The following is a 25,659-nucleotide window of genomic DNA, read 5'->3' on the forward strand; positions in this document are numbered from 1 at the left end:
ACTACGCCGCGCCCGAGCAGATCCGCGGCGGCCAGATCAGCACGGCGACCGATGTGTACGCGCTGGGGGCGGTGCTGTTCGAACTGCTGACCGGGCGCAAGCCGTTCAGCGATCCGCTGGCACCGCGCGAGCCGCCGCAGGCGTCCAAAGCGGCGACCGAAGCGGCCGCCGACACCGGTCAACGCGCGGCCGCCCGCGCCGCCACGCCGCAGGCGCTGCGCAAAGCCTTGCGCGGGGACCTGGATCGGATCGTGCGCACGGCGCTGGACCCTGACCCGGCGCGCCGCTACCGCTCGGCGGCCCGGTTGGGCGAGGACCTGCGCGCGGTGGTGGCCGGCCGGGCGATCAGCTTGCGCAGCGATACCGGCTATCGCGTTCGCGTGTTCCTGCGCCGGCACCGGTTGGGGACCGCTATGGCCGCAATCGCCGTGATAGCGGCCACTGCATTCGTGTGGCGGTTGGGCGTGGAACGCGAACGTGCGCAGCAGGAAGCGGAAACGGCGAAAAAGGTCAGCGATTTTCTGGTCGACACTTTCGACGCGGCCGACCCGCGCATGCGCGGACCGAAGGGGACCGAAGAGCCGACCGCACGACATGTGCTCGATCTCGCTGTCGCCAAGGTCGACGCCGGGCTTTCCGAATCGCCGGCGATGCTCGCCCGGATGCACGCAGTGCTCGGCCGGGCCTATGCGAACCTGGGGGAGCGGGAACGCTCCGAAAAGATGCTGCGCGAGGCCGCGGAGGCTTTTCTTTCACCGCAAATCTCGCGCCCCGATCTTGCTGCGGAAGCCTACAACGAGCTTTCCACATTGTTGAGCAACCAGCTGCGGACGGACGATGCCCTAAGCGCCGCGCAGCGTTCGCTCCAATTGACCCTACAGCACAATCCGGCACCGGGCGCATTGGCCGATGCCTACGAGGCGCTCGGCTTGGCGAAGCATCACAAATCGGATTTCGCCGGTGCGCGCGCGGCGTATGCGGAAGCCTTGACGCTTAGCCGCGAAGCCCATGGCCCACAATCATTGGAAACGGCCTACGTTCTACACAACATCGCAGGGCTGCTGCGTGTCTCGGGCGATTACAAAGGCGCCGAAACCTATTATCGGCAAGCGATGAATATCAAGCTCCGCCACGGGAAGAACACCGTGACCGTGCACAACAGCCAGCAAGGGCTAGCCCGGGCTCTGAGCGCGCAGGGGCGCTTCGCCGAAGCGGCGGACTTGCAAAGGCAGAGCGTGCGCCTGGCGGAGGCCTTGTACGGACGCGACAGCGAACGCTCCGCCGACAGCGAAATGAAACTGGCTATGGTGCTGCAGCAGGCCGGCGATTACGCCGGCGCGGGCGAGCATTACCGCGACGCGCTCGACATCACCGAGCGCGTCCTCGGCAGGACCAGCCTGGATTACGCGGTGGTCGCGACCCAGCAGGCTGCGCTGGAAGAAGCGCGCGGCGATTATGCGGCGGCCGAGGCCTTGTATCGCGAAGCGTTGCAGATCAGGCGCGAGAAACTGCCGCCGGGCGACAGCGAACGTCTGAGCAACGAAGCTTATTGGGGCCGGGCCCTGTTGCGGATGGGCCGGACAGAAGAGGCGCGTGCGCCTTTGAGCGCTGCGTTGCCGGCATGGCTGGATTTCTTCGAGCCGGGCGATACGGCGCCGGAGTACGTTGCTGCGCGATTGGTGCAGGCCGAATGGTTGCTGCACGAAGGGCGATTGGATGAGGCGGAAGCCGCCTTGCCGACGGCAACGGACGATGCCCCTGCCGCTGCCATCAAGCGTCAGGCGCTGGCGGCCGCGTTGGCGGAACGGCGTGGCGATAGGACGCGGGCCTTGTCCATCTGGCGCGACGTTATCGAACGCGCTTCGGCGCATGTCGGCCCCGACAGCGCGCCTACCGCCCAATGGCGGGCGTCGTACGCGCAGGCCCTGTTCGCAGCGGGGCAATCCGGGCCGGCGATGGAACAGCTGCGCCGCGCAGAACCCCCGTTGCGCAAGTCGATGGTGCCCGACGCCGATGTGCTGCGCCAACTGGACCGTCTGAAAGCCGACCTGCGAAGGAAGGGTTAGGCGTGGGGCTCCTTCCAGCCCGTCGCGGGCCGCCGCTTGAGCGGTATTCGGCTCGATGAACGGGTGTCGTAACCGGAGTTTTACGACTTCAGCCACGCGCTGGGTTAAAACCGTTCACAGACCGAATCGATTCCGGAGTCCGCATGTGCAGGAACATCAAAACGCTGTTCAACTTCGAACCGCCGGCTAGCGATCAGGAAGTACGCGACGCATCCTTGCAGTTCGTCAGGAAACTGAGCGGGTTCAACAGCCCATCGAAGGCCAATCAGGCCGCTTTCGACCGTGCGGTGGACGAGATCGCGGCATCGGCGCGCATGCTGATCGATTCCCTGGTGACGGTGACTGGGCCGCGCGATCGCGATGTCGAAGCGGCCAAGGCCAAGGCGCGGTCGGCGGAGCGGTTCGCCCAAGTCCGTTGAGGCATTACTCTTTGTAGGCCGGGGCTTGCCCCGCTACGCTTTGTTTCTTGCTTTCGCGCTTCGCAGAGCCGCTGGGCCGCGAGCCCTGGATTGCGATGCTCGCGAATACGCAACAGCTGCGGTTGAAGCCGCCCCCACTAAGGCGAAGGCAGCGGCAAGTCCCGCTCTACAAAGAAAAGCCGGCGTTTCATTCCCGCAGAGCGCGTCGCAACGGTTCCAATTCCCGCTCGTAACGCTTCCACTGCCCCACGCTGCGTTGGTGGATGGGTTCGCGCACTTGCACCGTGCTGGCGGTGGCGACGGCGGATGTGTTTCGTTCGATCGCCACGCAGCTCGGCTCCCAGGACAGGCCGCAGAAGTCGAGCAGCTCGCGCGCGACGATCGCCTCGAAAGCGGCGCGCGCCGCTTCGGCGTTGCGTTGCGCCAGCTGGGTTTCGGCGTGGCGCCAGAGGCGCGCGATCTCTTGATCCATGGACGGCGAGGCTAGCATGCGAGGCAGGCGCCATCCTGCGAAACGGCGGTTGGCTGATTGTTTTCATCAACCCGGCACGCGAAACATGCAGACGAAAGCGCTGGGTTGGAGGCCAACCCAGCTACGGATCAGGCCGGGTCTTCGATGGCGATGCTGTGCTGTTTCAGCCATTCGCGCACTTGGTCGCGCTCGCGCTTGCTGGTGCTGTTGAGCGAGGCTTCCGGGGTCATGAACAGATAGCGTTGGAACGTCGCTCCCTGCGCGTTTTTGGCGTTCGGATCGGCGCCGGCTTCCAGCAGCTGCAGCACGCGTCCGGTTTCGTTGATCTTCGCGGCCAGGTGCAGCGCGGTATTGCCCTGGCGGTCGGCGGCGGCGACTTTCGCGCCGGCCTCGAGCAGCAGATCGGCATTGTCGGCGCGCTCGGCCATCAGCGCCGACATCAACGGCGTGGCGCCGGTGACGGTGTTGGGCGTGTCGGCGCTGGCGCCGTTGTCGAGCAGCGTGCGCAGATATCGGTTGGTGTCGGCCATCGCGGCCAGATGCACGGCGGTCACGCCGTCGTCGTTGCCGCGCGCGGGGTCGGCGCCAGCCGCGAGCAGCGCATCGAAACCGTCCCGGCTCTGGTTGAGCATGGCCCACTGCAGCAGGGTGATGCCTTTCTCGCCTTGCGCATTGGGGTTCGCGCCGCCGGCGATCAGTTCCTTCATGCGCGCGGCGTCGCCGGCTTTGACGGCGTCGGCCAGCAGGGCGGTGGCGGGATCGGTGAAGGTCTTGCCGCTGGTCATCGATGGGTTTCCTTGCCGCGCACAGGCCGTGCACGCCAGAAGCATAAGCGAGAAAAACGACAGCGCGCGGAAGATCCGGCGCGCTGCCAAGGGGTCGTTCGTGGAGATCATGATGCGTCCCTTCGGTCCAAGGGGGCAGTTTACGGAGTGAGCGTAAAGGGCGTGTTTCGCTTTGGATGCCAGGAATGCAGCCAACGAAGCTAACGTGATAGTTCGCGTGCCCTCACCCAACCCTCTCCCGCAAGCGGGAGAGGGCTAAAGCCAAGCGGGAGAGGAATTACGCGCGCTTACCAGTTCCAGGGCATCACGCTGTTGACGCCCTCGGCCACGTCGCCGGCGAAATCGGTCACGCCTTGGGCCACGTCGCCGGTGAAGTCGACGACCGCTTCGGAGGCGGTGCCCAGCGCGTCCGCGGTCCATTCGACCGCATCGCCGCCGAACTCGACCACGTCGCCGATCACTTCGCCGCCGCCTTCAACCACGCCGGCCACGAAATTGGCCGGGGTTTCCAGGCCGACGAAGTCGCCCAGGTCGCGGATGGTGCCGCCGCCGTAGTTGGCGAGGTTGCTCACCTGATCGCTGACGAAGTCGGCGCCGCCGGAGACCAGATCGCCGGCCACGTTGAACGTGCCTTCGACCACGTCGCCGCCGATGTTGAAGACGCCTTCGACATAATCGCCCTGGGCGAAGTTGGTGTCGATCTCGTTGCGGACGTCGTCGACCTTGCCGCCGACCGTGTCGATCACATCCTGACCGGTGGTGACCACGCCATCGACGATGTTGCCGACGCCGTTGATCGCGTATTCGGCCGCGTTCTCGCGGATGTCGCCGAGCGCGCCGGGAATGTTCAGGAATTCGGACTCGGGCCCGTACGGCGTGCCGGTGCGCAGCGCTTCGACGAACGAGGTGCCGTCGCCGCTGCCGCCGTGGCCGTCGATGAACGGGGTCATGCCTGCCGGCAGGGCGACGCGCAGTTCGGTGCCGACTGCGTCGGGCGTGCCGTTGAGGAAGGGCACGTCCTGCTGCACGGTGTTCAGCGGATCGGTTTCGACGATGTAGCGGCGCACCTGGCCGCTGTCGGCCACGTTCTCGCGCGCGGCGTTCGGGCTGAAGCCCAGGTCGCTCAAGGTGTCGTCGCTCAACCCCGCGGCGTTGAAGGTGACGCCGGCGCCGCCGGTGGCCAGCGCTGCGGCCGAAGCCAGTCCGCCGCCAAGCGAATGGCCGGTGAAGACGACATTGCCGTCGCCGAACGCGACTTCGGCTTCCTTGGCCAGCGCCACGGCCTGGTTGTACTGCGCGGTGTCCAGACCGAAGGCCTGGGTGGCGTCGGCGCCGATATCGGGCATTTCCGACGGGTCGGTGCCGGCATAGGCGACCACGTACTGGCCCTGGTCGTTCTGGTAGATGCCGGCGCGGAAACCGGTGCTCGAATCTTCGAGCATGGCCGGATCGATCGGGATCTGGCGGCCTTGGCTATCGACCAGGAACTTGCCGCCGCTCGGATCCGGCTGCAGGCGGTTCCAGCCCGCGGCCTCGAGTTCGGCGGCCGATTGCGTGCCGGTGCCGTCGGGTCCGGTGACGGTGTAGACGTCGTTGGCCATTTGCGCCAGCTGCAGATCGGTCTGCTGCTGCGGCTGCTGGCCGGCGACCTGGTCGCTGAAGCTTTCGCCGTTGGCGTTGGCCGTGGCGCGCGGATAACTCTGCGGCGCCGGCTGCGGTTGCGCCGGCTGCATCAGATAACGCATCAGCGCATCGTTGTTGGCGTTGGAGCTGTTGACGCCGTCGAGCAGGGACATGCGGGCCACCGGGGTTAACCGTACTGAGGCGTAGGTTAGGCAGGCGGACGGCAAGCTGAATAGCTAGTGCAAACCCTAGGCGGCCCGGCTCAGCTCTTCGTAGGAGCGGCTTTAGCCGCGAGCTTGCGCCCCAAGTTCGCGCGGTCGTGGTGGAAAGAGCTCGCGGCTAAAGCCGCTCCTACGAAAAGCCGTTAGGGCGAGTCGGCGCCGGCTTCCAGGGCCACATCGTGCGCCTCGAGCCAGGCCACGACGGCTTCGCGCTCGTGGCGGGCGGTGTCGTTCAAGCGCGCGGCCGGCAGCTTGAAGTAGTAGCGCTGGAAGGTCTCGCCCTGCGCATTCTTCGCAGTCGGATCGGCACCCGACTCCAGCAGCAACAAGACATGCGCGCCGGCATTGATCATCGCCGCGGCATGCAAGGGCGTGTCGCCGCTGCGGTCGGCGAGCTTGGGGTCCGCACCGGCCGAGAGCAGCAGGCGGAACTGCTTGTCGGTGCGCGGGCCTGCGGCCGCTGCGAGCGCGGTGGCGCCGGTCTGGCCGTGGCGCGCGTCGGGATCGGCGCGGTGGGCGAGCAGGATTTCCAGATACACGGCGTCGTCGGTGATCGCCGCATTGTGGATCACGGTGCTGCCGCCCATGCCGGGCCGCGACGCGTCGGCGCCGGCATCCAGCAAGGCTTTCAGGCCATCGGGGCTTTGCCCGGCCAGCGCGTATTGCAGCACGTTCATGCCCTTGTCGCCCTGCGCGTTCGGATCGGCGCCGTCGCGCACCAGTTCGCGCACGCGTGCGGCGTCGCCATCGGCGGCGGCTTGCGCCAATGCGGCGGTCTTGGCATCGGTGAAGACTTGCTTGGCGTCCATGGTGTCTCCGCGGCAGGCGGCGGCGCACAAGGCCAGCAATAGCACGAAAACCTGGATCGTCGCGGCGCGCATGGCGTGATTCTCACACAGCGGCGTCAACGGTTCGCGACGAGGGATGTCGCGATCGGATAAGGCGCGGGCTTACTGAACCCTCATCCGCCCTTCGGGCACCTTCTCCCGACGGGAGAAGGAAAAAGCAAAGCCCCTCTCCCATTGGGAGAGGGGTTGGGGTGAGGGTACGGCGAAGCGGCAGATGCCGGAAAAGTGCGGATCGCGCAAACAAGCGCGCTCAACGCTCCCAAGGCCGCTGCTGCTCCAGCGCATCGATCATCGTCTGCTGACGATGCAGATCGCCGACCCGTTCGGCCTTCGCCTGCAAATAGTCGGCGGTGCGCTGGGCCATCTCGATCGGATTCCACGTCCACTCCGGCGCCTCGATCGGCGGCAGCGGACTGTCCAGCGTGATTTCGTGGCCTGGCGCGTCGGGCATGATGTGGTTCAGGCCCGGCGTATCTTCCTGCGCGGCGGTGAGCGGATCGCCGTCGACGTTGTAGCGGCGGATCAGCCCGTTCTCCGCATCCTGCTTGGCCCGGCCGGGATCCAGGCCGAACTGCTCCATCGTGTCGTCGTGCACGCCGGACGCATCGAAGGTCACCGCCGGAATGCCGGTCGCCAGCGAGGCGATGCCGGACAAGCCGCCGCCCAAGGAATGGCCGGTGATGACCACGTCGCCGTCGCGGCCGAACTCGCTCGCGGCGACCTTCTGCGCCAATGCGACGGCCTGGTCGTACTGCTCGGTCTTCATGCCCAGGCCTTGCGGGAAGTTCGCGCCGGTCCAGTCGATGCGCTCGTTGGAGCCGGAGAAGGCCAGCACGTAGTTGCCGTTGCCGTCGGTGAAGATGCCGGCGCGGAAGCCGGTGTCGGGCGTTTCCAGCGTGGCCGGATCGATGCCGGCCGCGGTCAGATCGGCGTCGCTGACGCGGGTCCAATTGCCGACGTTCTGCACCGTCGGGTCGTAGACGGCGTTGGCGATCTGCATCAGCTGCAGATCGATCGCCTGCGCATCGCGGCCGCGCACTTGGTCGCCGAACGAGGCGGCATTGGCCGACGGCCCGCCCTGTTGCGGCGTCAGCCCGAACAATTGCGGGTGATAGCTGGGTTCGGGGCGATAGCTGCCGGTCGGCAGCGCCGGCGCCTGCGCCAAGGCCTGCGGATCGGCATGGAAACCGGCTTGCCGGTCCTGCCAAGCCTGCGGATTGATGCCTAGCGGTTGCACGCCTGCCATCGCACGCCCCTCCCATGGGTCATCGCACGAAGTTAGGCGTGGGTTAGAACGGTTGCCAGCTAGGGCGTGCCCGAGGTACCCCGGCGGCGCGACCCTGCTTTTTTATGCGGAAGCGGCTTTTCGTGGGAGCGGCTTTAGCCGCGAGCTTTTCGGCCACCGCTAAAATCAAGAGATCGCGGCTAAAGCCGCTCCCACGAAAACCGCTCGCGGCAAGAGTCAGGCGTACTGCGCGATGCCGTTGCCGAACGACCAGTTCTCTTTCGGCACCTCGACCAAGCTGATGAACACGTCCTCTGGCCTCAATCCCGGGGAGGCGGCCAGGCGGCGCGCCACGTCCGCATAGAAAGCCTTCTTCTGCTCCAACGTGCGGGTGTTGTTGCAGGTGATCTGCACGATCACAAGATCGTCGCTGCGCTCGATCCCGAGATAACCGCCGTCATAGACGAATTCCTCGTCACGATGCTGGCTGACCAGCATGAAGCGGTCGTCCTCGGGCACGGCGAAGGTTTCGCGCATCGCGGCATAGATGCCGTCGGAAATGGCGCGAATATGCTCGGGCGGTTTGCCGGCGCGTAGAGCGATGCGGACCAAGGGCATGGCGGTGTCCTTATATGGAGTGGAGGGAACGGGTCGGCTGGGCGCTTCGTGAACCCGCCGTTCCGTCGCGACGTAGGCCTGGGGTTCATAGTTCATCCGCCCGGCGATTGCAAAATCGGACGCGGGACGCAACGGCGGATGCGGAGCGCGATGATCGGCAACGACCTCAACCCCGCACGATGGCGCCGCGCGCTGGCGCAGCACGGACGCGCGCAGATCCCGGAATTCCTGCATCCCCAGGAAGCCTTCGCGCTCTACCGTTGCCTCGCCGAGCAACTGTCCTGGCACTTGGCCGCCGGCGGCGGCGATCGCGCATGGGTATCGGCGCGCGGCGCCTATCCGGAAGGCGACGCGTATCAGCAGATCGCGATGCGCGCGCACGACCGGGCGCAGCGCGGCCACCAATACCTGCACGACTGTTATGCGCCGGACGACGCGCGCAACGAAGACGAATCCGGCGGCCTCGCGATAGATGCCGTGCCCGACAGCTTCAATTCGGCCGAATTCCTGTCGCGCATCCGCATGCTGACCGGCGATATAGCGCTGTCCCGGGTCGGTGTCCAGGCTATCCGCCTGCGTCCCGGCCAATTCCTGTTGCCAGAAACGTCGACCGCCGCGGACGACGGTCGACGTTACGCCTACATGCTGCACCTGAGTCCGGTATGGCGCGCGGAATGGGGCGGCCTGCTGCAGTCCATCGACGACCAGGGCGATATCGGCGAAACCTTCCTGCCGCGCTGGAACGCGCTGACCGTGTTCCGGCTGCCGCAACGGCGCCAAGTGACCCTGGTCGCGCCTTGGGCGCATCGTCCGCAGTATGGAATCGGCGGTTATTGGCTCGCCGGATGAGCGATCCGCATAACGCCGTAAATGGAACGCTTCGATGGTGGGCCAAGGCCTACCCCTACGCGTTCATCGCATCTTGCAGGTGCGACAGGCCTAGCATCAGCGTGGGCGGATCGATCGGCGATTCGACGAAGCCGTGCCGCAGATAGAAATCCTTGGCTTGCTCGTCGATGGCATGGCAGAGCAATGCCCGGATCGCAAGCTGCCGCGAAGTCTGCAGGACTCGCATGACCGCATCCTTCAACAAACTTGCCCGGCGTGGGCGGGCAGCGTAGCCACGGCGGCGAACAGGGCCAGAGCCAGGAGGGTGGGCCGGCGAGTCTGGTGCCGGGGCAGGGTTGGGGTGGACATGGCAGCGAACTCCATTGATGGCTGCCGCGAATCGGCAGTGGCTAAAAGACGGAATTCACCGTAGAAATGGCTGCCGTGGGGGCTGGAAAGGCCTGAAGCCAGAAGAAGGCGGAAAAGCAGCGGAGCAAGCCCCGCTCTACAATGCGGGGGCTGCTAAGCTCCGGTTTCCTTGCATGGAGACCGTGGATGAAGACGATCATCGTGGCCAGCTCCAAGGGCGGCGTCGGCAAGACCACTATCGCGACCCATCTGGCCGCGCAGGCGGCGCAGGCCGGGCAACGCACCGTGATCGTCGATGCCGATCCGCAAGGTTCGTCCACGCGCTGGGCCCAGCGCCGGGCCGGGATGGCCAACGGCGCCGTGCTGCCGGTCGACGGCACCAAGCGCAACTGGCAGAAAGCCGTGCCGGACGACACCCAGCGGGTGATCGTCGACGGCGCCGCCGGCGCGATGGCCGCGGACCTGGAATCCTTCCTCGACCAGGCCAGTGCCGTGGTGGTGCCGGTACTGCCTTCGGCGCTGGATATCGAAGCCACCGTGCCGTTCCTGAATTCCCTGGCCAAGCACCCGCGCGTGCGCAAAGGCCAGCTGCCGGTGGCGCTGATCGCCAACAAGCTCAAACCTTGGACGAACGCTTCGCAGCAGGCCGTGGCCGTGCTCAACGAATGGTCGATCCCGGTGGTGGGGCAACTGCGCGACAGCCAGGCCTACGTGATGCTGACCGGGCTGGGCAAGAGCCTGTTCGACTACAACTCCGCCCAGATCCGCGAGCACCAGAACGACTGGCAGCCCTTGCTGAAGTGGCTGGGCAAGGCGCGCTGAGCCGTCCTGCTTTTCGTAGGAGCGGCTTTAGCCGCGAGCTCTTTCCCCAAGATCGCGAGGCCCATTAGTCAAAAGAGCTCGCGGCTAAAGCCGCTCCTACGAAGAGCGGCTGAATGCGCCCGAAGCGAGTCGAAACCCGCCGCGCCGTCTTCGTCGCCTTGGGCTAAGCTGAGGCCTGACGAGCACGAACCGGGCCCATGAGAGAACTGATCCTGCTGCGACACGCCCACGCCGAGCCGGCGACCGCCGGCCAAGCCGATATGGACCGGCCGCTGTCGCCCGAGGGGTTGGCCGAGGCCGAGGCCGCCGGGCGCTGGCTGGCCGAGCAGGGCCTGGTGCCCGATCGGGCGCTGTGTTCGCCCTCGCGGCGCACGCGCGAAACCCTGGAGGCGGTGCTGGGCAAGATCGGCTATGTCGACCAACGCCTGGATGCGGGCATCTACGAAGCCACGCCCGGCGTGCTGGCCGCGCTGGCCGACGGCCATCGCGAAGCCGAACGGCTGCTGCTGGTCGGCCACAACCCGGGCCTGGAACAGTTGGCTGCGCTGATGCACAGCGGCCAATCCGGCGATTACCGCGGCATGCCGCCGGGCGGGATCGCGGTGCTGTCGCTGCCGGCGGACGCCGCCATCGAACCGGGCATCGCCCGCCTCTCCGCGTTCTGGTGGCCGTGAGGCCCAACGTCGGCGCCATGCGCGCGGTCGCGAAGATCTGGCTGTTCCCGTTGGCCTTGTGCCTGGCTTGGACGGCGGCACGCGCTACGCAGGTCGAGGTCGACCCGTTGCAGTCGCGGCTGGGCTTCAGCCTGCAGACCCGCTGGGGGCAGACGCTGGAGGGACGCTTCCCGCAATACGAAGGCGAGATCGTGACCATGGAAGGCGGCCGCCACCGCGTGCAGCTGCGGCTGGATTCGGGATCGGTCGAGATCGCCGACAGTCCGCGTTACAGCCGCTACGCCCGCGGTCCGCGGTTTTTCGATGCCGAAGATCATCCGAAGATCGAATTCGTCTCCGAACCGTACGACCAGGCGCTGCTGCGCCACGGCGGCGAACTCGGCGGGCGCCTGACCATCCGCGGCGTCACCCGCCGCGAAGTGTTCACCATCGCGCCGTCCGCCTGCGAGCGCCCGGGCTACGATTGCGACGTGGTCGCGCGCGGCAGCGTGCGCCGCGAGAACTACGGCATCAACGGCTTCGGGCTGGCGATCCACAACCGCGTCCACTTCTTCCTCAACGTGCGCGTGCGGGACGAACCCGCCTCATGAGCTGGCGGCGCGCGTGGCTGGCGGCGATGCTGGCCTTGTCCTGCGGCGCTTGCGCGACGATGTCGCAGGGCCAGCGCGACCGCGCCACGCAGATCGCCGCCGCAGCGCGTTCCACGCAGATCGACTGCGCCGCCGCCGACCGTTGCGCGCAGCCTTCGCCGTTGCACGATCTGGGCGGCCGGGCGTTGCTCGCCTCCGGCCCCGACGCGCCGCGCCACTACGCGCTGATCCTGGACCGCGGCCCGCAGGCGCTGCTGGCGCGGATCAACCTGCTGCGCAGCGCGCGCAGCAAGATCGACCTGCAGACCTACATCTTCGACGAGGACGACGCCGGCCGGCTGGTGCTGGACGAGCTGCTGGCCGCGGCGCGGCGCGGAGTGAAGGTGCGGGTGCTGGTCGACCAGCTGTCGGCGTTGAAGAGCGTCGATACGCTGGCCGCGCTGGCCGGCGCGCACGTCAACTTCTCGATCCGCATCTACAACCCGGTGCTCAACCGCGCGCGGATCAGCTACCCGCAATACCTGGTGGCCGGCTTGTGCTGCTTCCGCCGCCTCAATCAGCGCATGCACAGCAAGCTGCTGCTGATCGACGACGAGATCGGCATCACCGGCGGGCGCAACTACCAGGACGATTATTACGACTGGAGCCCGGCCTACAACTTCCGCGACCGCGACGTGCTGATCGCCGGGCCGGTGGCGCACGAGATGGCGGCCAATTTCGAGGCGTTCTGGAACGCCTTCCGCACCAAGCCCGTCGAGCAGCTGGGCGATGTCGGCAAGCGCCTGCTGCGCGATGGCGTGCCGCCGTTGAAACCGACGCAGTACGAGCAACCGGCGCGGGCCGAAGCGATGTCCGAGGACGCCAGCGATCCCGCGCTAGTCGAACAGGCGTTGGCGTCGCAGGCGTTGCCGGTGGGCAAGGTGGAATTCATCGCCGATCTGCCGCAGAAGCACCGGCGCGACAGGAAACGCGCCGAGGCGGCCATGCACACCACGCCCGGGCTCAACCATCTGATCGCTTCGGCGCAGCAAGAAGTGCTGTTGCAGACGCCCTATCTGGTGCTGTCCAAGCCGGCGCAGCAACTGTTCCGCGACATGCACGAGCGGCCGTCGCCGCCGCGGATCGTGATCTCCACCAACAGCCTGGCGGCGACCGATTCCTTCATCACCTATGCGCTGTCGCACAAGTACAAGCGCCGCTACCTGCGCGACTTCGGCTTCGAGATCTACGAGTTCAAGCCCTTCCCGGCCAGCGCGCCGATCGACCTCACCGCGACCGGCGCGCCGCTGCCGGCGGACATCGCGCCGTTGAGCTTGCGCGGCCAGGCGCAATCGCCGCCGGAAGAGGCGGCCGTCGCCGTGGCCGGCAGCGGCGGCGGCCGCAGCGGCGGGCGGCGGAACGTGTCGCCGCGCGAAACGCCCTTGCAGCGCGAATTCTTCGCCGGACGCTATCTGGGCAACAACGCCAACCAGCCGGTGCCGCTCAAGCGCGTCGGCGTGCGCATCGGCCTGCATGCGAAATCGATGGTCGTGGACAACCGCATCGGCGTGATCGGCACGCACAACTTCGATCCGCGCGGCGACCGCTACAACACCGAGAGCGCGGTGGTGATCGACGATCCGGCGTTCGCGCAGGCGCTGGCCGCCAGCATCCGCGGCGACATCGCGCCGGAAAATTCGTGGGTCATCGCGCGCCGCGACAAGCCGCCGGTGTTCTCCGGCCTCGAATACTCGCTGGCCAAGGTGTCCGAGCACCTGCCGATCTTCGATTTGTGGCCGGTGCGCTACGCCACCAGCTACGAGTTCAAGCCCGGGCCGCAATGCCCGCTGCCGCTGTCGCCCAACGATCCGCGCTTTCGCGGTTGCTACGAGCCGGTCGGCGACTATCCGGAAGTCGACCTGGGCTTCAAATGGCTGAGCACGCGCATCTTCACCGCGTTCGGGGCCGGATTGGCGCCGATTCTCTAATCCTCGGCGATCCGCTTTTGTAGGAGCGGCTTCAGCCGCGAGCTTTTCCTCAAGATCTGCGATTGCCCGCAAGAGCTCGCGGCTGAAGCCGCTCCTACAAAGGCAAAGCGGGTTGTCCTTGCACGACCCGTGCCATCGGTCATGGCCACCGATTGCAACCCTTCGGCGCGCGACGTCATCCAAGTCTGTGAAGGCCAGCAGCGCAGTCCCCGGCGCCGCGGCCTCACCCCTTTCGCGCAGGAATCGCCATGAACCGCCAGAACAAGAACAATCCATCCGCGCCGGCCCCGTCCCCGACCGCATCTGCCGCATCGCGCCGCTTCCGCGTCGCCGGCCCGGCATGGCAACAGTTGCGACCGCGCGATTTCGGCGTCGGTTACGGCACCAGCAGCGGCTACGCCAGCGATCGCCAGTACGCGGAAAATTGGGGCCAAGAGCGCTTCCGCATGGCGTAATGGCCCCGTCACGGCGCGTCTCGCGGCGCTGCTGCGATTGACGCGCCGTTGGCGTCGGCCTAGTCTGGCGGCTTCCTTTTCCAGCCCCCCAGACCCGGAAACGCCATGTCGATCTCGCTGACCATCGAACTGAACGACCGCGACCTCGAGCACTTCAATAAAGCGATGGAAGCCGCTCGCAAGGCGGCCGAAGGCAAGACGCCGGAGCAGGTGATCGACGCCGCCAGCGCGCTGCTGGCCGACGCGCAGAAAGTGCACGTGCCGGATTTCATCCTGGACCGGCTGCTGCGCCTGGACGATATGATCGCGATGGTGCGCGACACCGGCTGGGAACTGCCGGACGAGGACAAGCAGCGGGTGATGTCGGCGCTGGTCTATTTCGCCGATCCCAAGGACGTGATCCCCGACAGCGTCGAAGTGCTCGGCTTCCTCGACGACGCGATCATGATCGAGCTGTGCGTCAAGGAGCTCAAGCACGAGCTCGACGCCTACGACGACTTCTGCGACTTCCGCCAGCGCGAAGCGGAGAAGCGCGGCGTGGAGCCGTCCAAGGTCGGCCACCCCGATTGGCTGGACAGCCGCCGCCAGGAGCTGTTCGAGCGCATGCACCAGCGCCGCGAGCGCGACTACGGCAGCGGTTACGGCAGCAGCAGCGGCTATGCGGCCAAGCGCACCTACACCCGCACCTGGCGCCCGGGCATGTTCAAGTTCGGCTGAGTCCGGGCCGGTCGAAAAAACGTGTTCCGCAAGGACGTTACGCTCGAAGAGCTCAACGCGCTGTCGCAAGGCACGCTGATGGAGCCGCTGGGCATCGTCTTCACCGAGATCGGCGAAGACTACCTGTGCGGCACGATGCCGGTGGATGCACGCACGCACCAGCCTTACGGCCTGCTGCACGGCGGCGCCTCGGTGGCGCTGGCCGAAACCCTGGGCAGCAGCGCGGGCGGCTTGTGCGTCGGTACGGACCAGGGCGTGGTCGGCATTGAAATCAACGCCAACCATCTGCGCGGCGTGAGCAGCGGGACGGTCACCGGCACCGCGCGGCCCGTGCACGTGGGCCGCAGCACGCAGGTGTGGGAGATCCGCATCGAGGACGATCGCGGACGCCTGGCCTGCGTTTCGCGGCTGACGCTGGCCGTAATAGATCGACCGTAGCCGGAATCCTTCTCCCGCTTGCGGGATAAGGTGGCGCGAAGCGCCGGATGAGGGCGCGCGACCTTGAAAAATCGCTGCGAACGCTTGAATCTCGTCGCTTCGGGCTTGCCCTCACCCCAAGCCTCTCCCGCAAGCGGGAGAGGGGCCTATAGCCCGACTCTAATGCGCTTCGATAAGGTTACTGCGTGAATTCCCCTTCTTCCCCGATCCTGCGCCCGCTCCGGTACGCGATCCGCGTCCCGCTGCTGCTGTGGCACCTGCTGATCGACCTGCCGGTGACGCTGCTGTTCATGACGCCGCTGACCCGCGGGTGGCGCATCGGCGGCGAAACCGTGCGCTATCGCATGATCCGCGCGTGGTCGGCGGGGATGATGCATGTCTTCGGCTTCAGCCTGCGTCGCGTCGGCACGCCGCTGCCGGGCGCGGCGTTGTTCGTCGCCAATCATGTGAGCTGGATCGATATCGTCTTGCTGCATAGCCAGCGCATGATGGGCTTCGTCGCCAAACGCGAAATCGAATCCTGGCCGTTGATCGGCTGGATCGCGCGCCACGGCGAAACCATCTACCACCAGCGCGGCAGCACCGAATCGCTCGGCGGCGTGCTGCACGTGATGCTGTCGCGGCTGCGCGAAGGCCGTTCGGTCGGCGTGTTTCCCGAAGGCCGGACCCGGGACGGAAAAGAAGTGGGTCCCTTCCACGCGCGCATCTTCCTGGCCGCGGTCGAGGCCGGCGCGCCGGTGCAGCCGGTCGCGCTGCGCTACGGCGCGGGCGGCAGCGCGCAAAGCGTGGTGGCCTTCGCGCCCAACGAAAGCTTCATGGCCAACTTCATCCGCCTGCTCGGCGAGCCTTCGCGCGTGGCCGAGGTGCATTTCCTGGAGCCGATCCCGCCCGGCGCGGCCGACGGCCGCCGCCGCATCGCCGAGCTGGCCCGCGAACGCATCGTTGCGGCGATGAACGGCGGTATGGGTCCATAGTGGGTATCCCCTCTGCGGCCGCGTCGCTGCCATCGCCTTCCGAGATGTTCACGGTCCCCGACTATCACCCGCCGCGCTGGCTGCGCAGCCCGCATCTGCAATCGATCCTGGGCTCCAGCCCGATGCGGCGCCGGCGCGGCGAGCGCGCGATCGCCGCACTGCGCCCGCTGACCACCGAGCACATCGTCGACGGCGGAGACGGCGTGCGCCTGCACGGCCTGCACAGCCGCATCGAGGGCGCGCCCGCGCGCGGGCTGGCGCTGCTGCTGCACGGCTGGGAAGGCAGCGCCGAATCGAGCTATATGCGGCTGACCGCGGCGCAACTGCTGGCCCGCGGCTTCGAAGTCTTCCGGCTGAATTTCCGCGACCACGGCGATACCCATCACCTCAACGAAGCGCTGTTCCATTCCAACCGCATCGACGAAGTGGTGCATGCGGCCTGCGACATCGCGCGCCGCTTCGCCGCGCGGCCGATGGTGGCGGCCGGTTATTCGCTGGGCGGCAATTTCGCGTTGCGCCTGGCCTTGCGCGCGCCGGCGGCGGGCTTGCCGCTCGCCCACGTCGCCGCGGTGTGCCCGGTGCTGGACCCGGCGCGCACCATGGCGGTGATGGAAGCCGGCGTGGGCGTGTACCACGGTTATTTCGAACGCAAGTGGCGCAGCTCGCTGCAGCGCAAGCGCGAACTGTTTCCGGAACTGCACAACTACGACGACCGCACGCTGAAGCAAGGCATGCGCGCGCTGACCCAGTGGCTGGTGGAGCGGCACACCGATTTCGGCACCATCGATGCGTACTTCGACGGCTACAACATCGCCGGCGAGCGCCTGGCGTCGCTGCAGGTGCCGGCCAGTATCCTGACCAGCGAGGACGATCCGGTGATCCCGGTTTCCGACTTCCGCGAATGGCATCTGCCGGCGGATGCGCATTTGGCGATCGCACGATATGGCGGGCACTGCGGGTTCCTGCTCGATTCCAAACTCGACGGCTATGGCGAGCGTTGGGTGGCCGAACGCCTGAGCGCAGCGGTTCCCGCATAACTGTCATCCCTCGCTGCGCTCGGGATGACAGCTAGGTTGGGGGCCTTGCCGCTTCCTTGACGATCGTCCGGCGACGATAATCACCGACAGTCATCCAGGAGCAGCACGATGCGCATCCGCAGCGACAGCTTCCACGACGGCCACCATATCCCGCCGGAATTCGCGATGGGCGCCATGGACGGTTTCGGCGGCAACCGCAACCCGCACCTGGCCTGGGAAGACGCGCCGGCCGGCACGCGCTCGTTCGCGCTGCTGTGCATCGATCCCGATGCGCCCACCGATCCTTCGCTCGTCGGCAAGGAAGGCGTGGAAATTCCCGTCGGCCACGTCCGCGGCGACTTCGTGCACTGGGCGATGGCCGACATCGCCTCCGACGTGCGCGAGATCGCCGCCGGCAGCTGCAGCGACGGCATCGTCGAGCGCGGCAAGCGCGATCCGCAGGGGCCGAAAGGCTCGCGCCAAGGCTTGAACGGCTACACCGGCTGGTTCGCCGGCGATGCCGGCATGGGCGGCGACTACTTCGGATACGACGGACCGTATCCGCCGGGCAACGACTTGCGCCTGCACCGCTATTTCTTCCGCTTGTTCGCGCTCGATGTCGCCAAGCTGGAATTGCCGGCGAAATTCACCGCGGCGGACGTTCTCAAGGCGATGGACGGCCATGTGCTGGCCGAGGCATCGACCCACGGCACCTATTCGTTGAACCCCAAGGTCATGGCCGCCTGACCGGCACCCAGAATGTGTAGAGCTTGGCGCGCTGTTCGTAGGTGCGAATTTATTCGCACGCTTTTGATCCCATGAAGAGCGTGCGAATAAATTCGCACCTACAAGAACGGAGCAGCACAGCAAGCTACGCACAAGGAGCAAGAACCGGTTACGGCTTTTTGGCCGGCGCGATTTCCGACTCGACCACCATGTCGAGCACATAAGCGACAGACGAAGCATCCGCCGGCACCGGGTCGCGCTTGAACTTCTTCAGGCGCAACACCTTGCGCTCGCCTTCGACGAAATCGAAGCCTTCGATGTCCTCGTACAGCGGCTGCCATTCGCCCGGCGGCGACTGCTTGACGCCGTTGTCGCCGTAACGGATCTCGCGCACTTGCAAGCACTGGTAGTTGGGAATCAAGGGATGGTTGCAGGCGATGCGCCGCGGCGCGACTTCCAGGAACACGGTTTCGCCCGCGCCGCCGTAGCGTTTTTCGGCCGTGGCCTCGCCGACCCAGCTGGTCTTCTCGCCGGACGCGGACGCCAGCTGCAGGCGCGGCGGCTCGCTCTCTTCCACGCGCGCCTGCTGCGGCTGGGCCAGCAGCGCGCCGATCGCCTTGTCGGCCTGCATCAGCGGTTCTTCGCAGGCCATCATCGTCGAGCGCAGGCTCGATACTTTGAGCTGGTTTTGGGCATCGACTTCGTATTGGCCGCCCTGGCGGTTGCAGCCGCCGCCGATGGCGACGTTGCCGCCTTCGAAACTCAAGGACAGCGCGCGGTCGCCGCCGGGGAACAGCGCGTTGATGCGCTTGCCCTGCGCGTCCGTCGCCGATTCCAGTGTCCAACGGTAGCCGGCCAGCATCGCGCTGTCGGCCGGCGGCAGCTTGGTTTCGGCAGGGGCCGGCGTTGCCGCCGGTGCGGGCGCCGCTTGCGGTTCGGTGGACGGACTCTTGTCGGCGGGCGTGCACGCGCCCAAGACCAGCGGCGACAACAACAGCAGGAGGCGGAGTTTCATGGCGGATCTCCCGAGGGATACGGCACTAAACGCGGCGGCGGCGCCGATGGGGTCGAACGGCCCGATCCTAACAGCGCACCCGTCGTCGCGCGGTGGAGATTCAGGCCGTCTGTCGGCGCCGCAGAATCAGCAGCACGGCCACGCCGGCCAGCAAACCCCAGAACGCCGAACCGATGCCGCCCAGCGTCAGGCCCGAAGCGGTCACCAGGAAGGTAATCAGCGCCGGTTCGCGGTCATCTTCTTCGCGCAGCGCCGCGGCCAGGCTGTTGCCGATGGTGCCGAACAGCGCGATGCCGGCGATCGCCATCACCAATTCTTTCGGAAATGCGGCGAACAGCGCGGCGATGGTGGCGCCGAACAAACCGACGATCAGATAGAAGATGCCTGCGAATACCGCCGCCACGTATCGTCGGGACGGATCTTCGTGCGCCTCGCGGCCCATGCAGATCGCCGCCGTGATCGCCGCGAGATTCAGCGCATAGGCGCCGAACGGCGCCAGCACCGCATTCACCGCGCCCAGCCAGCCGATCACCGGCGAAATCGGCACGTCGAAGCCCGACGCGCGGATCACCGCCACGCCCGGCACGTTCTGCGACGCCATCGTGACGGCGAACAAGGGCAGCGCGATGCCGAACACCGCGGCTAGCGACAGCGACGGCATCGTGAAGATCGGCCGCGCCAGCTGCAGATGCACCTGGTCCAGGCGCAGCGTGCCCATGCCCGCAGCGATGGCGATGCCGACCAGCAGCGTGGCGATCACCGCATATCGCGGAAACCAGCGCCGTCCGCACAAGTAAGCGACGAGCATGGCCAAGGCCATCGCCAGCTGCGACTGCATGGCCACGAAAGCGTCGAGCCCGAAACGCAACAGCACGCCGGCCAGCATGCCCGAGGCCAGCGAGAGCGGAATCTTGCGCATGCCGCGCTCGAACCAGCCGCTGAAGCCGGCGACCAGGATCAGCAGCGCGCACAGCACGAACGCGCCGATCGCTTGCGACAGCGGCAAGCCCGACGTGGTGGTGATCAGCATCGCCGCGCCCGGCGTCGACCATGCCGTCACCACCGGCACGCGGTAGCGCAGCGACAGGCCGATGCAGGTGATGCCCATGCCCAGGCCGAGCGCCCAGATCCACGAGCTGATCTCGTCAGGCGAGGCGCCCAGCGACTGCGCCGCCTGGAACACGATCACCGCCGAACTGGCGAAGCCGACCAGCACGGTGACGAAGCCGGCGACGATCGCCGACAGCGACAGATCGCGCAGGTAACGCGAGGCGCCGCCTGGCGCGTGTTCGTTCACTGAGCCGGCACCAGCAACAGCAAGGCGATGCCGAGCACGAAGCGGTACACCGCGAACGCCGTGAAGCGATGGCTCTGGATGTATTGCAGCAACCATTTCACCGCGATGAAGGCGGTGACGGCCGATGCGACGAATGCGATCCCCAGCTCGCCCCAGTTCTCGTGCGCCGCGCCGCCGTTGCGCATGACGTCGACGAGCTCGTAGCCGGTCGCGGCGAACATGGTCGGGATGCCGACCAGGAAGGCGAACTCGGTGGCGGCCGCGCGGTTCGTGGTGCCGGCGAGCAGCGCGACGAAGATCGTCGCGCCCGACCGCGATGTGCCAGGAAATACGCCCGCAACGACCTGGGCGATGCCGACCAGTACCGCCGCGGTCCAGGAAATTTCGCTGCGCTCGCCGAGTTTCTCCGCACGCTTGGCCGCCAGTTGCTCGGCCGCGATCATCCAGATGCCGCCCAGGATCAGCGCCCAGGCCACCGGTGCGACGGTTTCGGGCAGTACCCAGCCGGCCGCTTTCACCAGCAGGCCGCCAGCTGCGGTGAAGCCGAAGGCGACCGCCAGCTTCAGCGCGTAATCGCGGTTCTGCTTGTCGCGAAAACCGACCAGCAATTGCCACAAACGTTGCCGGTAGATCAGCACCACCGCCAGGATCGCGCCCGCCTGGATCGAGATGTTGAACAAGTCCGAGCGCCGTCCCAGCCAATGCTCGGCGATCAGCAGATGGCCGGTGCTGGAGATGGGCAGGAATTCGGTGATGCCTTCGATGATGCCCAGTAGCAGGGCGGCCAGCAGGTCGGTCATGGGGCGAAAGACGGCTCCGAAACGGTTTTGTTTTTGTAGAGCGGGGCTTGCCCCGCAGCTCTGCGCCTGCGCTTTTGTAGGAGCGGCTTTAGCCGCGAGCTTTTCCGGTCCGAAGGTCTTGGTGGAAAGCTCGCGGCTAAAGCCGCTCCTACGAAGAACTAAAGCAGCGGAGCAAGCTCCGCTCTACAGCGCGTCGCTGGCGCAGCATAGCCGATTGGCTGTTTGCACCATGACGATGCCAACACTGACAATGGCGCACTAATTTGGTGCGATTACTGCATTTTCATTCAAAATAATTCATAAAAATCAATATTTTATTCTTTGGCACGGGGCTTGCGATAGCAGTGGGTATCCCAACCCAAGGCCGTGCCATGTCTTACGACAACGTCGAAAAACTCATGAAGGACCACAAGGTCGAATTCGTCGACCTGCGCTTCGCAGACATGCGCGGCGTGCAGCACCACGTCACCTTCCCCAAGTCGATCATCGAGCCCGGCCTGTTCGAGGACGGGAAGATGTTCGACGGCTCCTCGATCAGCGGCTGGAAGGGCATCAACGAGTCGGACATGGTGCTGCTGCCCGATCCGTCGACCGCCTTCCTCGACCCGTTCACCGCCGATCCCACGCTCGTGCTGGTTTGCGACGTGCTCGACCCGGCCACGATGCAAGCCTACGGCCGCGATCCGCGCGGCGTCGCCAAGCGCGCCGAGGCCTATCTGAAAGCCAGCGGCATCGCCGACCAGGCCTTCTTCGGCCCTGAGCCGGAATTCTTCATCTTCGATTCGGTGCGCTACGCCAACGAGATGGGCCACACCTTCTTCCACATCGATTCGGAAGAAGCGCATTGGAACTCGGCCAAGGAATACGATGGCGGCAACAGCGGTTATCGCCCCGGCATCAAGGGCGGCTATTTCCCGGTCGCGCCGCTCGACTCGCTGCACGACATGCGCGCCGAGATGTGCAAGACCCTGGAGCAGGTGGGCATCGAAGTGGAAGTGCACCACCATGAAGTGGCCAACGCCGGCCAGTGCGAGATCGGCACCAAATTCAACTCGCTGGTCAAGAAGGCCGACGAGCTGCTGACCATGAAGTACATCATCAAGAACGTCGCCTTCCGCAACGGCAAGACCGCGACCTTCATGCCCAAGCCCATCGTCGGCGACAACGGCAGCGGCATGCACGTGCACCAGTCCCTGGCCAAGGGAGGGGTGAACCTGTTCAGCGGCGACGGCTACGGCGGCCTGAGCCAGATGGCGCTGTGGTACATCGGCGGCATCTTCAAGCACGCGCGCGCGATCAATGCGTTCGCCAACTCGACCACCAACTCGTACAAGCGCCTGGTGCCGGGCTTCGAAGCGCCGGTGATGCTGGCCTATTCGGCGCGCAACCGTTCGGCCTCGTGCCGCATTCCGTACGTCGCCAATCCGAAGGCGCGCCGCATCGAGATCCGCTTCCCCGATCCGATGAATTCCGGCTACCTGATCTTCGCCGCGCTGATGATGGCCGGCCTGGACGGCATCAAGAACCAGATCGATCCGGGCGGCCCGAGCGACAAGGACCTGTACGACCTGCCGCCGGAAGAGGAGAAGGGCATCCCGACCGTGTGCCATTCGCTCGACCAGGCGCTGGAAGCGCTGGACAAGGATCGCGAGTTCCTCAAGGCCGGCGGCGTGTTCACCGACGACTTCATCGACGGCTACATCGCGCTGAAGATGAAGGAAGTGACCGCGTTCCGCGCCGCCACGCATCCGCTCGAGTACCAGATGTACTACGCGATCTGATTTGGATTTCTGTGGGAGCGGCTTCAGCCGCGAGCTCTTCGATAACGAAGCGGAATCAAGAGCTCGCGGCTGAAGCCGCTCCCACAAGATCGACACCGGACGAAGGAGGAAACAACCGCACCAAGCACGACCGGGCCAAGACGAAGCCCGGCATGCCGCAAAAAAATGCGCACGCAGCAATGACTGGGGAGGGCTCACCGTGAAAAGGGGCCTGTCATGTCGTCTCGCAAGACCGCAATCGCATCGTCTGTATCGCTCGTGCTGCTGGCCGCAGGGCAGGCGCACGCCGGCACTAGCGGCTCCGTCGCCTTGACCAGCGACTATCTGTTCCGCGGCGTCTCCCAAACCAACGAAGAGCCCGCCGTCCAGGGCGGTGTCGAATACGCGGCCGACGGCGGTTTCTACGTCGGCGCCTGGGGCAGCAGCGTCAGCTGGCTGTCCGATCTGTCCAGCGACGCCGCGCCGATCTCCAGCGACGTGGAGCTGGACGGCTATCTCGGCTATCGCGGCAAATTCGGCGACAGCAAGTTCGGCTACGACGTCGGCGCGCTCTACTACTGGTATCCCGGCGATTATCCGGCCGGTTTCAACAGCGCGGACACCGGCGAAATCTATGTCGGCATTAGCGCCAGCCCTTCCGACGCCGTCGCCCTCGCCGCCAAGTATTCGTACGCGGTCACCGACCTGTTCGGTTATGCCGACTCCGACGGCAGCGGCTATCTCGATATTTCCATGAACTGGCAATTCACGCCCGGCTGGACCTTGAACGTCCACGGCGGCAAGCAATGGGTCGAGAACAACGAGGCCTACGAATACGCCGACTGGAAGCTCGGCGTGACCAAGGCCTTCGACAACGGCTTCTCGATCGCCGCCGCCTATACCGACACCGACGCGGAACAAGCCCTCTACACCAACGCCTTCGGCAACGAGATCGCCGACGGCAGGTTCTCGCTCACCTTCGCCAAGGCCTTTTGAGGAGACGCCGATGCTTACCCAGCAGGGAGACACCGCATGAAACTGATCACCGCCATCATCCGCCCGTTCAAGCTGGACGACGTGCGCGGCGCGCTGACCGAAGCCGGCGTGTCCGGCATCACCGTCACCGAGGTCAAAGGCTTCGGCCGGCAGAAAGGACACACCGAGCTGTACCGCGGCGCCGAGTACGTGGTCGATTTCCTGCCCAAGCTGAAGATCGAATGCGCCGTCGCCGACGACACGCTCGACGCCGCGCTGGAAGCGATCCAAACCGCGGCCGGCACCGGCAAGGTCGGCGACGGCAAGATTTTCGTCGTCGCGCTGGACCAGGCGATCCGCATCCGCACCGGCGAACTCGGCGCCGATGCGCTCTAACCCACTGACGGAGGCAACCATGAAGACTCGAACGTTCTCCGGGTGGAAGACCCGTTTGCAGGCGTTGTTGCTGGCGGCCTTGTGCGCCGGCGCGCTGTTCGCTTTCGACGCGTCGGCGCAGGACGCCGCCGCGCTAACCGGCGCCGAACCCGCGACGGCAACAACGGCCGCGCCCGCAGCGACCGAAGAAGCCGCGCCGACGCCGGTGGTCGACAAGGGCGACACGGCCTGGATGCTGACTTCCACGCTGTTGGTGCTGCTGATGACGGTGCCTGGCCTGGCCTTGTTCTACGGCGGCATGGTCCGCTCCAAGAACGTGCTGTCGGTGCTGGCGCAGGTGATCAGCGTATTTTCGCTGCTGGTGCTGCTGTGGGTCGCGTACGGCTACAGCCTGGCCTTCGCCGGCGGCGGCGCCTGGATCGGTACCTTGGACAAGGTTTTCCTCAAAGGCGTCGGCGTCGATAGCTTGGCCGATACGTTCTCGGCCGGATTCAAGTTGCCGGAATACGCCTTCGTCGCGTTCCAGGCCACCTTCGCCGGCATTACCGGCGCGTTGATCGTCGGCGCGTTCGCCGAGCGCGCGCGGTTCGCCGCGGTGCTGCTGTTCGCGGTGCTGTGGTTCACCTTCGGCTACCTGCCCATCGCGCATATGGTGTGGGCGGCGCCGGGCTTCCTGTTCGGCAAGGGCGCGCTGGATTTCGCCGGCGGCACGGTGGTGCACATCAATGCGGGCGTCGCAGGCCTGGTCGGCTCGTATTTCGTCGGCAAGCGCCTGGGTTTCGGCCGCGAAGCACTGAAGCCGCACAACGTCACCTTCACCTTCATCGGCGCGGCGCTGCTGTGGGTGGGCTGGTTCGGCTTCAACGCCGGTTCGGCGCTGGAAGCCAACGGCACGGCGGCGCTGGCCTTTCTCAACACGCTGTTGGCCACGGCGGCGGCGCTGTTGGCGTGGGCGCTGGTGGAGAAGATCGCCAAGCGCAAATCCTCGGTGCTGGGCATCGCATCGGGCGCGGTCGCCGGACTGGTCGGGATCACGCCCGCCGCCGGCACGGTGGGTCCGCTCGGCGCGATCGCGATCGGCGCCGCGGCCGGCGTGATCTGCGTCTGGGGCGTGAACGGGTTGAAGCGCTTGTTGAAAGCCGACGACAGCCTGGACGTGTTCGGCGTGCACGGCATCGGCGGCATCGTCGGCGCGATCCTGACCGGCGTGTTCACCGCGCCTGCGTTGGGCGGCACCGGTGCTGCGGACTTCAGCATCGCCAAGCAGGTCGCGATCCAGGCTTTGGGCGCGGGCATCACCATCGTTTGGATCGGCGTGGTATCGGTCGTGGCGTTCCTGATCGCCAAGGCCGCGTTCGGTTTGCGCGTCGGCGAAGACGCCGAACGCGAAGGCCTGGACATCACCTCGCACGGGGAAGCGGCTTACGAGGCTTGAATCAAGGTGGGCGGCTTCCGCCGCCCAACCCGCCCCCGCAGAGTCGGGCCTGCTCGACTGCTCTTGCTCGAAAAATGTGGCGTACCTATTCGCTCTCCGGACGAAAAAAGCAGTCGAGCAGGCTCGAC

The 25,659-nt window shown here is 66.3% G+C and carries 27 protein-coding genes; 17 read left to right on the top strand and 10 right to left on the bottom strand.

All coding sequences use genetic code 11. The features are described 5' to 3' along the window. Positions 1-2,066, top strand: a 2,066-nt coding sequence (locus tag M2650_RS14310) for a tetratricopeptide repeat-containing protein kinase family protein (RefSeq protein WP_283254807.1), incomplete at its 5' end; no start/stop codon positions are given. A gap of 143 nt (positions 2,067-2,209) precedes the next feature. Next, complete coding sequence (locus tag M2650_RS14315) at positions 2,210-2,485, top strand: DUF2277 domain-containing protein (protein ID WP_249475687.1); 276 nt, start codon at positions 2,210-2,212, stop codon at positions 2,483-2,485. A 187-nt stretch (positions 2,486-2,672) separates the two neighbouring features. Here M2650_RS14315 and M2650_RS14320 read toward each other — a convergent pair whose 3' ends face one another. The 6 genes from M2650_RS14320 to M2650_RS14345 form a co-directional block, all read right to left on the bottom strand. Further along, positions 2,673-2,957 (bottom strand): hypothetical protein, encoded by a 285-nt coding sequence (locus M2650_RS14320; RefSeq protein ID WP_249475689.1) that lies wholly within the window; start codon positions 2,955-2,957, stop codon positions 2,673-2,675. A gap of 128 nt (positions 2,958-3,085) precedes the next feature. Beyond that, positions 3,086-3,742, bottom strand: coding sequence for an ankyrin repeat domain-containing protein (locus tag M2650_RS14325; RefSeq protein WP_249475691.1), 657 nt, complete (start codon positions 3,740-3,742; stop codon positions 3,086-3,088). Between the two features lie 287 nt (positions 3,743-4,029). Further along, positions 4,030-5,538 carry a Tle-like phospholipase domain-containing protein gene (locus M2650_RS14330; RefSeq protein ID WP_249475693.1) on the bottom strand — a complete coding sequence of 503 codons (1,509 nt, stop codon included), beginning with the start codon at positions 5,536-5,538 and terminating at the stop codon, positions 4,030-4,032. Between the two features lie 191 nt (positions 5,539-5,729). After that, a complete protein-coding gene (locus M2650_RS14335) occupies positions 5,730-6,467 on the bottom strand; it encodes an ankyrin repeat domain-containing protein (RefSeq protein ID WP_249475695.1) in 738 nt (245 codons plus the stop codon). Positions 6,468-6,684: 217 nt separating this feature from the next. Continuing rightward, complete coding sequence (locus tag M2650_RS14340) at positions 6,685-7,680, bottom strand: Tle-like phospholipase domain-containing protein (protein WP_249475697.1); 996 nt, start codon at positions 7,678-7,680, stop codon at positions 6,685-6,687. Positions 7,681-7,896: 216 nt separating this feature from the next. Beyond that, positions 7,897-8,277, bottom strand: a complete 381-nt coding sequence (locus M2650_RS14345; protein WP_249475699.1) for a tautomerase family protein — start codon at positions 8,275-8,277, stop codon at positions 7,897-7,899. Positions 8,278-8,427: 150 nt separating this feature from the next. Between M2650_RS14345 and M2650_RS14350 the strand changes: the two genes are divergently transcribed. Next, positions 8,428-9,126 (top strand): 2OG-Fe(II) oxygenase family protein, encoded by a 699-nt coding sequence (locus M2650_RS14350; protein WP_249475701.1) that lies wholly within the window; start codon positions 8,428-8,430, stop codon positions 9,124-9,126. Positions 9,127-9,181: 55 nt separating this feature from the next. Here the strand turns inward: M2650_RS14350 and M2650_RS14355 are convergent, their stop codons facing one another. Next, positions 9,182-9,352: a hypothetical protein gene (locus M2650_RS14355; RefSeq protein ID WP_249475703.1), complete on the bottom strand. Its 171-nt coding sequence runs from the start codon at positions 9,350-9,352 to the stop codon at positions 9,182-9,184. Positions 9,353-9,660: 308 nt separating this feature from the next. Between M2650_RS14355 and M2650_RS14360 the strand changes: the two genes are divergently transcribed. The 10 genes from M2650_RS14360 (at position 9,661) to M2650_RS14405 (ending at position 17,874) form a co-directional block, all read left to right on the top strand. Next, on the top strand, positions 9,661-10,296 hold the full coding sequence (locus tag M2650_RS14360) for a ParA family protein (protein ID WP_249475705.1): 636 nt from the start codon (positions 9,661-9,663) through the stop codon (positions 10,294-10,296). A gap of 197 nt (positions 10,297-10,493) precedes the next feature. Then, positions 10,494-10,970 (top strand): SixA phosphatase family protein, encoded by a 477-nt coding sequence (locus M2650_RS14365; protein ID WP_249475707.1) that lies wholly within the window; start codon positions 10,494-10,496, stop codon positions 10,968-10,970. Then, complete coding sequence (locus tag M2650_RS14370) at positions 10,967-11,560, top strand: YceI family protein (RefSeq protein WP_249475709.1); 594 nt, start codon at positions 10,967-10,969, stop codon at positions 11,558-11,560. The genes M2650_RS14365 and M2650_RS14370 overlap by 4 nt, the downstream gene beginning before the upstream one ends. Beyond that, positions 11,557-13,527: a phospholipase D family protein gene (locus tag M2650_RS14375; protein WP_249475711.1), complete on the top strand. Its 1,971-nt coding sequence runs from the start codon at positions 11,557-11,559 to the stop codon at positions 13,525-13,527. The genes M2650_RS14370 and M2650_RS14375 overlap by 4 nt, the downstream gene beginning before the upstream one ends. Before the next feature lie 248 nt (positions 13,528-13,775). After that, entirely contained in the window at positions 13,776-13,982 is a 207-nt protein-coding gene (locus M2650_RS14380; protein ID WP_249475713.1) for a hypothetical protein, read from the top strand. A gap of 105 nt (positions 13,983-14,087) precedes the next feature. Then, the gene (locus tag M2650_RS14385) at positions 14,088-14,699 is read left to right on the top strand and encodes a YkvA family protein (protein ID WP_249475715.1); all 612 of its coding nucleotides are present in this window, start codon (positions 14,088-14,090) and stop codon (positions 14,697-14,699) included. A gap of 78 nt (positions 14,700-14,777) precedes the next feature. Continuing rightward, positions 14,778-15,137 (top strand): hotdog fold thioesterase, encoded by a 360-nt coding sequence (locus tag M2650_RS14390; RefSeq protein WP_249475905.1) that lies wholly within the window; start codon positions 14,778-14,780, stop codon positions 15,135-15,137. Positions 15,138-15,322: 185 nt separating this feature from the next. Next, positions 15,323-16,111, top strand: coding sequence for a lysophospholipid acyltransferase family protein (locus M2650_RS14395; RefSeq protein WP_249475717.1), 789 nt, complete (start codon positions 15,323-15,325; stop codon positions 16,109-16,111). Positions 16,112-16,155: 44 nt separating this feature from the next. Then, positions 16,156-17,148, top strand: coding sequence for a YheT family hydrolase (locus tag M2650_RS14400; RefSeq protein WP_249475719.1), 993 nt, complete (start codon positions 16,156-16,158; stop codon positions 17,146-17,148). 108 nt (positions 17,149-17,256) lie between these two features. Next, positions 17,257-17,874 carry a YbhB/YbcL family Raf kinase inhibitor-like protein gene (locus tag M2650_RS14405; RefSeq protein ID WP_249475721.1) on the top strand — a complete coding sequence of 206 codons (618 nt, stop codon included), beginning with the start codon at positions 17,257-17,259 and terminating at the stop codon, positions 17,872-17,874. A 148-nt stretch (positions 17,875-18,022) separates the two neighbouring features. Here M2650_RS14405 and M2650_RS14410 read toward each other — a convergent pair whose 3' ends face one another. From M2650_RS14410 to M2650_RS14420, 3 genes are all read right to left on the bottom strand, one after another. Beyond that, on the bottom strand, positions 18,023-18,868 hold the full coding sequence (locus M2650_RS14410) for an META and DUF4377 domain-containing protein (RefSeq protein ID WP_249475723.1): 846 nt from the start codon (positions 18,866-18,868) through the stop codon (positions 18,023-18,025). Positions 18,869-18,968: 100 nt separating this feature from the next. Next, positions 18,969-20,165 carry a benzoate/H(+) symporter BenE family transporter gene (locus M2650_RS14415; protein ID WP_249475725.1) on the bottom strand — a complete coding sequence of 399 codons (1,197 nt, stop codon included), beginning with the start codon at positions 20,163-20,165 and terminating at the stop codon, positions 18,969-18,971. Next, entirely contained in the window at positions 20,162-20,965 is an 804-nt protein-coding gene (locus M2650_RS14420; protein WP_249475727.1) for an undecaprenyl-diphosphate phosphatase, read from the bottom strand. The genes M2650_RS14415 and M2650_RS14420 overlap by 4 nt, the downstream gene beginning before the upstream one ends. A gap of 371 nt (positions 20,966-21,336) precedes the next feature. Here M2650_RS14420 and glnA point away from each other — a divergent pair, with 371 nt between their 5' ends. From glnA to M2650_RS14440, 4 genes are all read left to right on the top strand, one after another. Continuing rightward, positions 21,337-22,746: a type I glutamate--ammonia ligase gene (gene glnA / locus M2650_RS14425; protein WP_249475729.1), complete on the top strand. Its 1,410-nt coding sequence runs from the start codon at positions 21,337-21,339 to the stop codon at positions 22,744-22,746. 216 nt (positions 22,747-22,962) lie between these two features. After that, positions 22,963-23,721, top strand: a complete 759-nt coding sequence (locus M2650_RS14430) for a TorF family putative porin (RefSeq protein WP_249475731.1) — start codon at positions 22,963-22,965, stop codon at positions 23,719-23,721. Positions 23,722-23,757: 36 nt separating this feature from the next. Next, positions 23,758-24,096, top strand: coding sequence for a P-II family nitrogen regulator (locus M2650_RS14435; protein ID WP_249475733.1), 339 nt, complete (start codon positions 23,758-23,760; stop codon positions 24,094-24,096). A gap of 19 nt (positions 24,097-24,115) precedes the next feature. Further along, entirely contained in the window at positions 24,116-25,531 is a 1,416-nt protein-coding gene (locus M2650_RS14440) for an ammonium transporter (RefSeq protein WP_249475735.1), read from the top strand. Positions 25,532-25,659: the final 128 nt, after the last annotated feature.

Source organism: Luteimonas galliterrae, from assembly GCF_023374055.1.
Taxonomy (GTDB): Bacteria; Pseudomonadota; Gammaproteobacteria; order Xanthomonadales; family Xanthomonadaceae; genus Luteimonas_C; species Luteimonas_C galliterrae.

What these genes read in the sequence shown, in the direction of transcription:
- M2650_RS14315 (WP_249475687.1), top strand. Translation starts at nt 2,210, where the DNA reads ATGTGCAGGAACATCAAAACGCTGTTCAACTTCGAACCGCCGGCTAGC.
- M2650_RS14320 (WP_249475689.1), bottom strand. Translation starts at nt 2,957, where the DNA reads ATGGATCAAGAGATCGCGCGCCTCTGGCGCCACGCCGAAACCCAGCTG.
- M2650_RS14325 (WP_249475691.1), bottom strand. Translation starts at nt 3,742, where the DNA reads ATGACCAGCGGCAAGACCTTCACCGATCCCGCCACCGCCCTGCTGGCC.
- M2650_RS14330 (WP_249475693.1), bottom strand. Translation starts at nt 5,538, where the DNA reads ATGTCCCTGCTCGACGGCGTCAACAGCTCCAACGCCAACAACGATGCG.
- M2650_RS14335 (WP_249475695.1), bottom strand. Translation starts at nt 6,467, where the DNA reads ATGCGCGCCGCGACGATCCAGGTTTTCGTGCTATTGCTGGCCTTGTGC.
- M2650_RS14340 (WP_249475697.1), bottom strand. Translation starts at nt 7,680, where the DNA reads ATGGCAGGCGTGCAACCGCTAGGCATCAATCCGCAGGCTTGGCAGGAC.
- M2650_RS14345 (WP_249475699.1), bottom strand. Translation starts at nt 8,277, where the DNA reads ATGCCCTTGGTCCGCATCGCTCTACGCGCCGGCAAACCGCCCGAGCAT.
- M2650_RS14350 (WP_249475701.1), top strand. Translation starts at nt 8,428, where the DNA reads ATGATCGGCAACGACCTCAACCCCGCACGATGGCGCCGCGCGCTGGCG.
- M2650_RS14355 (WP_249475703.1), bottom strand. Translation starts at nt 9,352, where the DNA reads ATGCGAGTCCTGCAGACTTCGCGGCAGCTTGCGATCCGGGCATTGCTC.
- M2650_RS14360 (WP_249475705.1), top strand. Translation starts at nt 9,661, where the DNA reads ATGAAGACGATCATCGTGGCCAGCTCCAAGGGCGGCGTCGGCAAGACC.
- M2650_RS14365 (WP_249475707.1), top strand. Translation starts at nt 10,494, where the DNA reads ATGAGAGAACTGATCCTGCTGCGACACGCCCACGCCGAGCCGGCGACC.
- M2650_RS14375 (WP_249475711.1), top strand. Translation starts at nt 11,557, where the DNA reads ATGAGCTGGCGGCGCGCGTGGCTGGCGGCGATGCTGGCCTTGTCCTGC.
- M2650_RS14380 (WP_249475713.1), top strand. Translation starts at nt 13,776, where the DNA reads ATGAACCGCCAGAACAAGAACAATCCATCCGCGCCGGCCCCGTCCCCG.
- M2650_RS14385 (WP_249475715.1), top strand. Translation starts at nt 14,088, where the DNA reads ATGTCGATCTCGCTGACCATCGAACTGAACGACCGCGACCTCGAGCAC.
- M2650_RS14390 (WP_249475905.1), top strand. Translation starts at nt 14,778, where the DNA reads ATGGAGCCGCTGGGCATCGTCTTCACCGAGATCGGCGAAGACTACCTG.
- M2650_RS14400 (WP_249475719.1), top strand. Translation starts at nt 16,156, where the DNA reads ATGTTCACGGTCCCCGACTATCACCCGCCGCGCTGGCTGCGCAGCCCG.
- M2650_RS14405 (WP_249475721.1), top strand. Translation starts at nt 17,257, where the DNA reads ATGCGCATCCGCAGCGACAGCTTCCACGACGGCCACCATATCCCGCCG.
- M2650_RS14410 (WP_249475723.1), bottom strand. Translation starts at nt 18,868, where the DNA reads ATGAAACTCCGCCTCCTGCTGTTGTTGTCGCCGCTGGTCTTGGGCGCG.
- M2650_RS14420 (WP_249475727.1), bottom strand. Translation starts at nt 20,965, where the DNA reads ATGACCGACCTGCTGGCCGCCCTGCTACTGGGCATCATCGAAGGCATC.
- glnA (WP_249475729.1), top strand. Translation starts at nt 21,337, where the DNA reads ATGTCTTACGACAACGTCGAAAAACTCATGAAGGACCACAAGGTCGAA.
- M2650_RS14430 (WP_249475731.1), top strand. Translation starts at nt 22,963, where the DNA reads ATGTCGTCTCGCAAGACCGCAATCGCATCGTCTGTATCGCTCGTGCTG.
- M2650_RS14435 (WP_249475733.1), top strand. Translation starts at nt 23,758, where the DNA reads ATGAAACTGATCACCGCCATCATCCGCCCGTTCAAGCTGGACGACGTG.
- M2650_RS14440 (WP_249475735.1), top strand. Translation starts at nt 24,116, where the DNA reads ATGAAGACTCGAACGTTCTCCGGGTGGAAGACCCGTTTGCAGGCGTTG.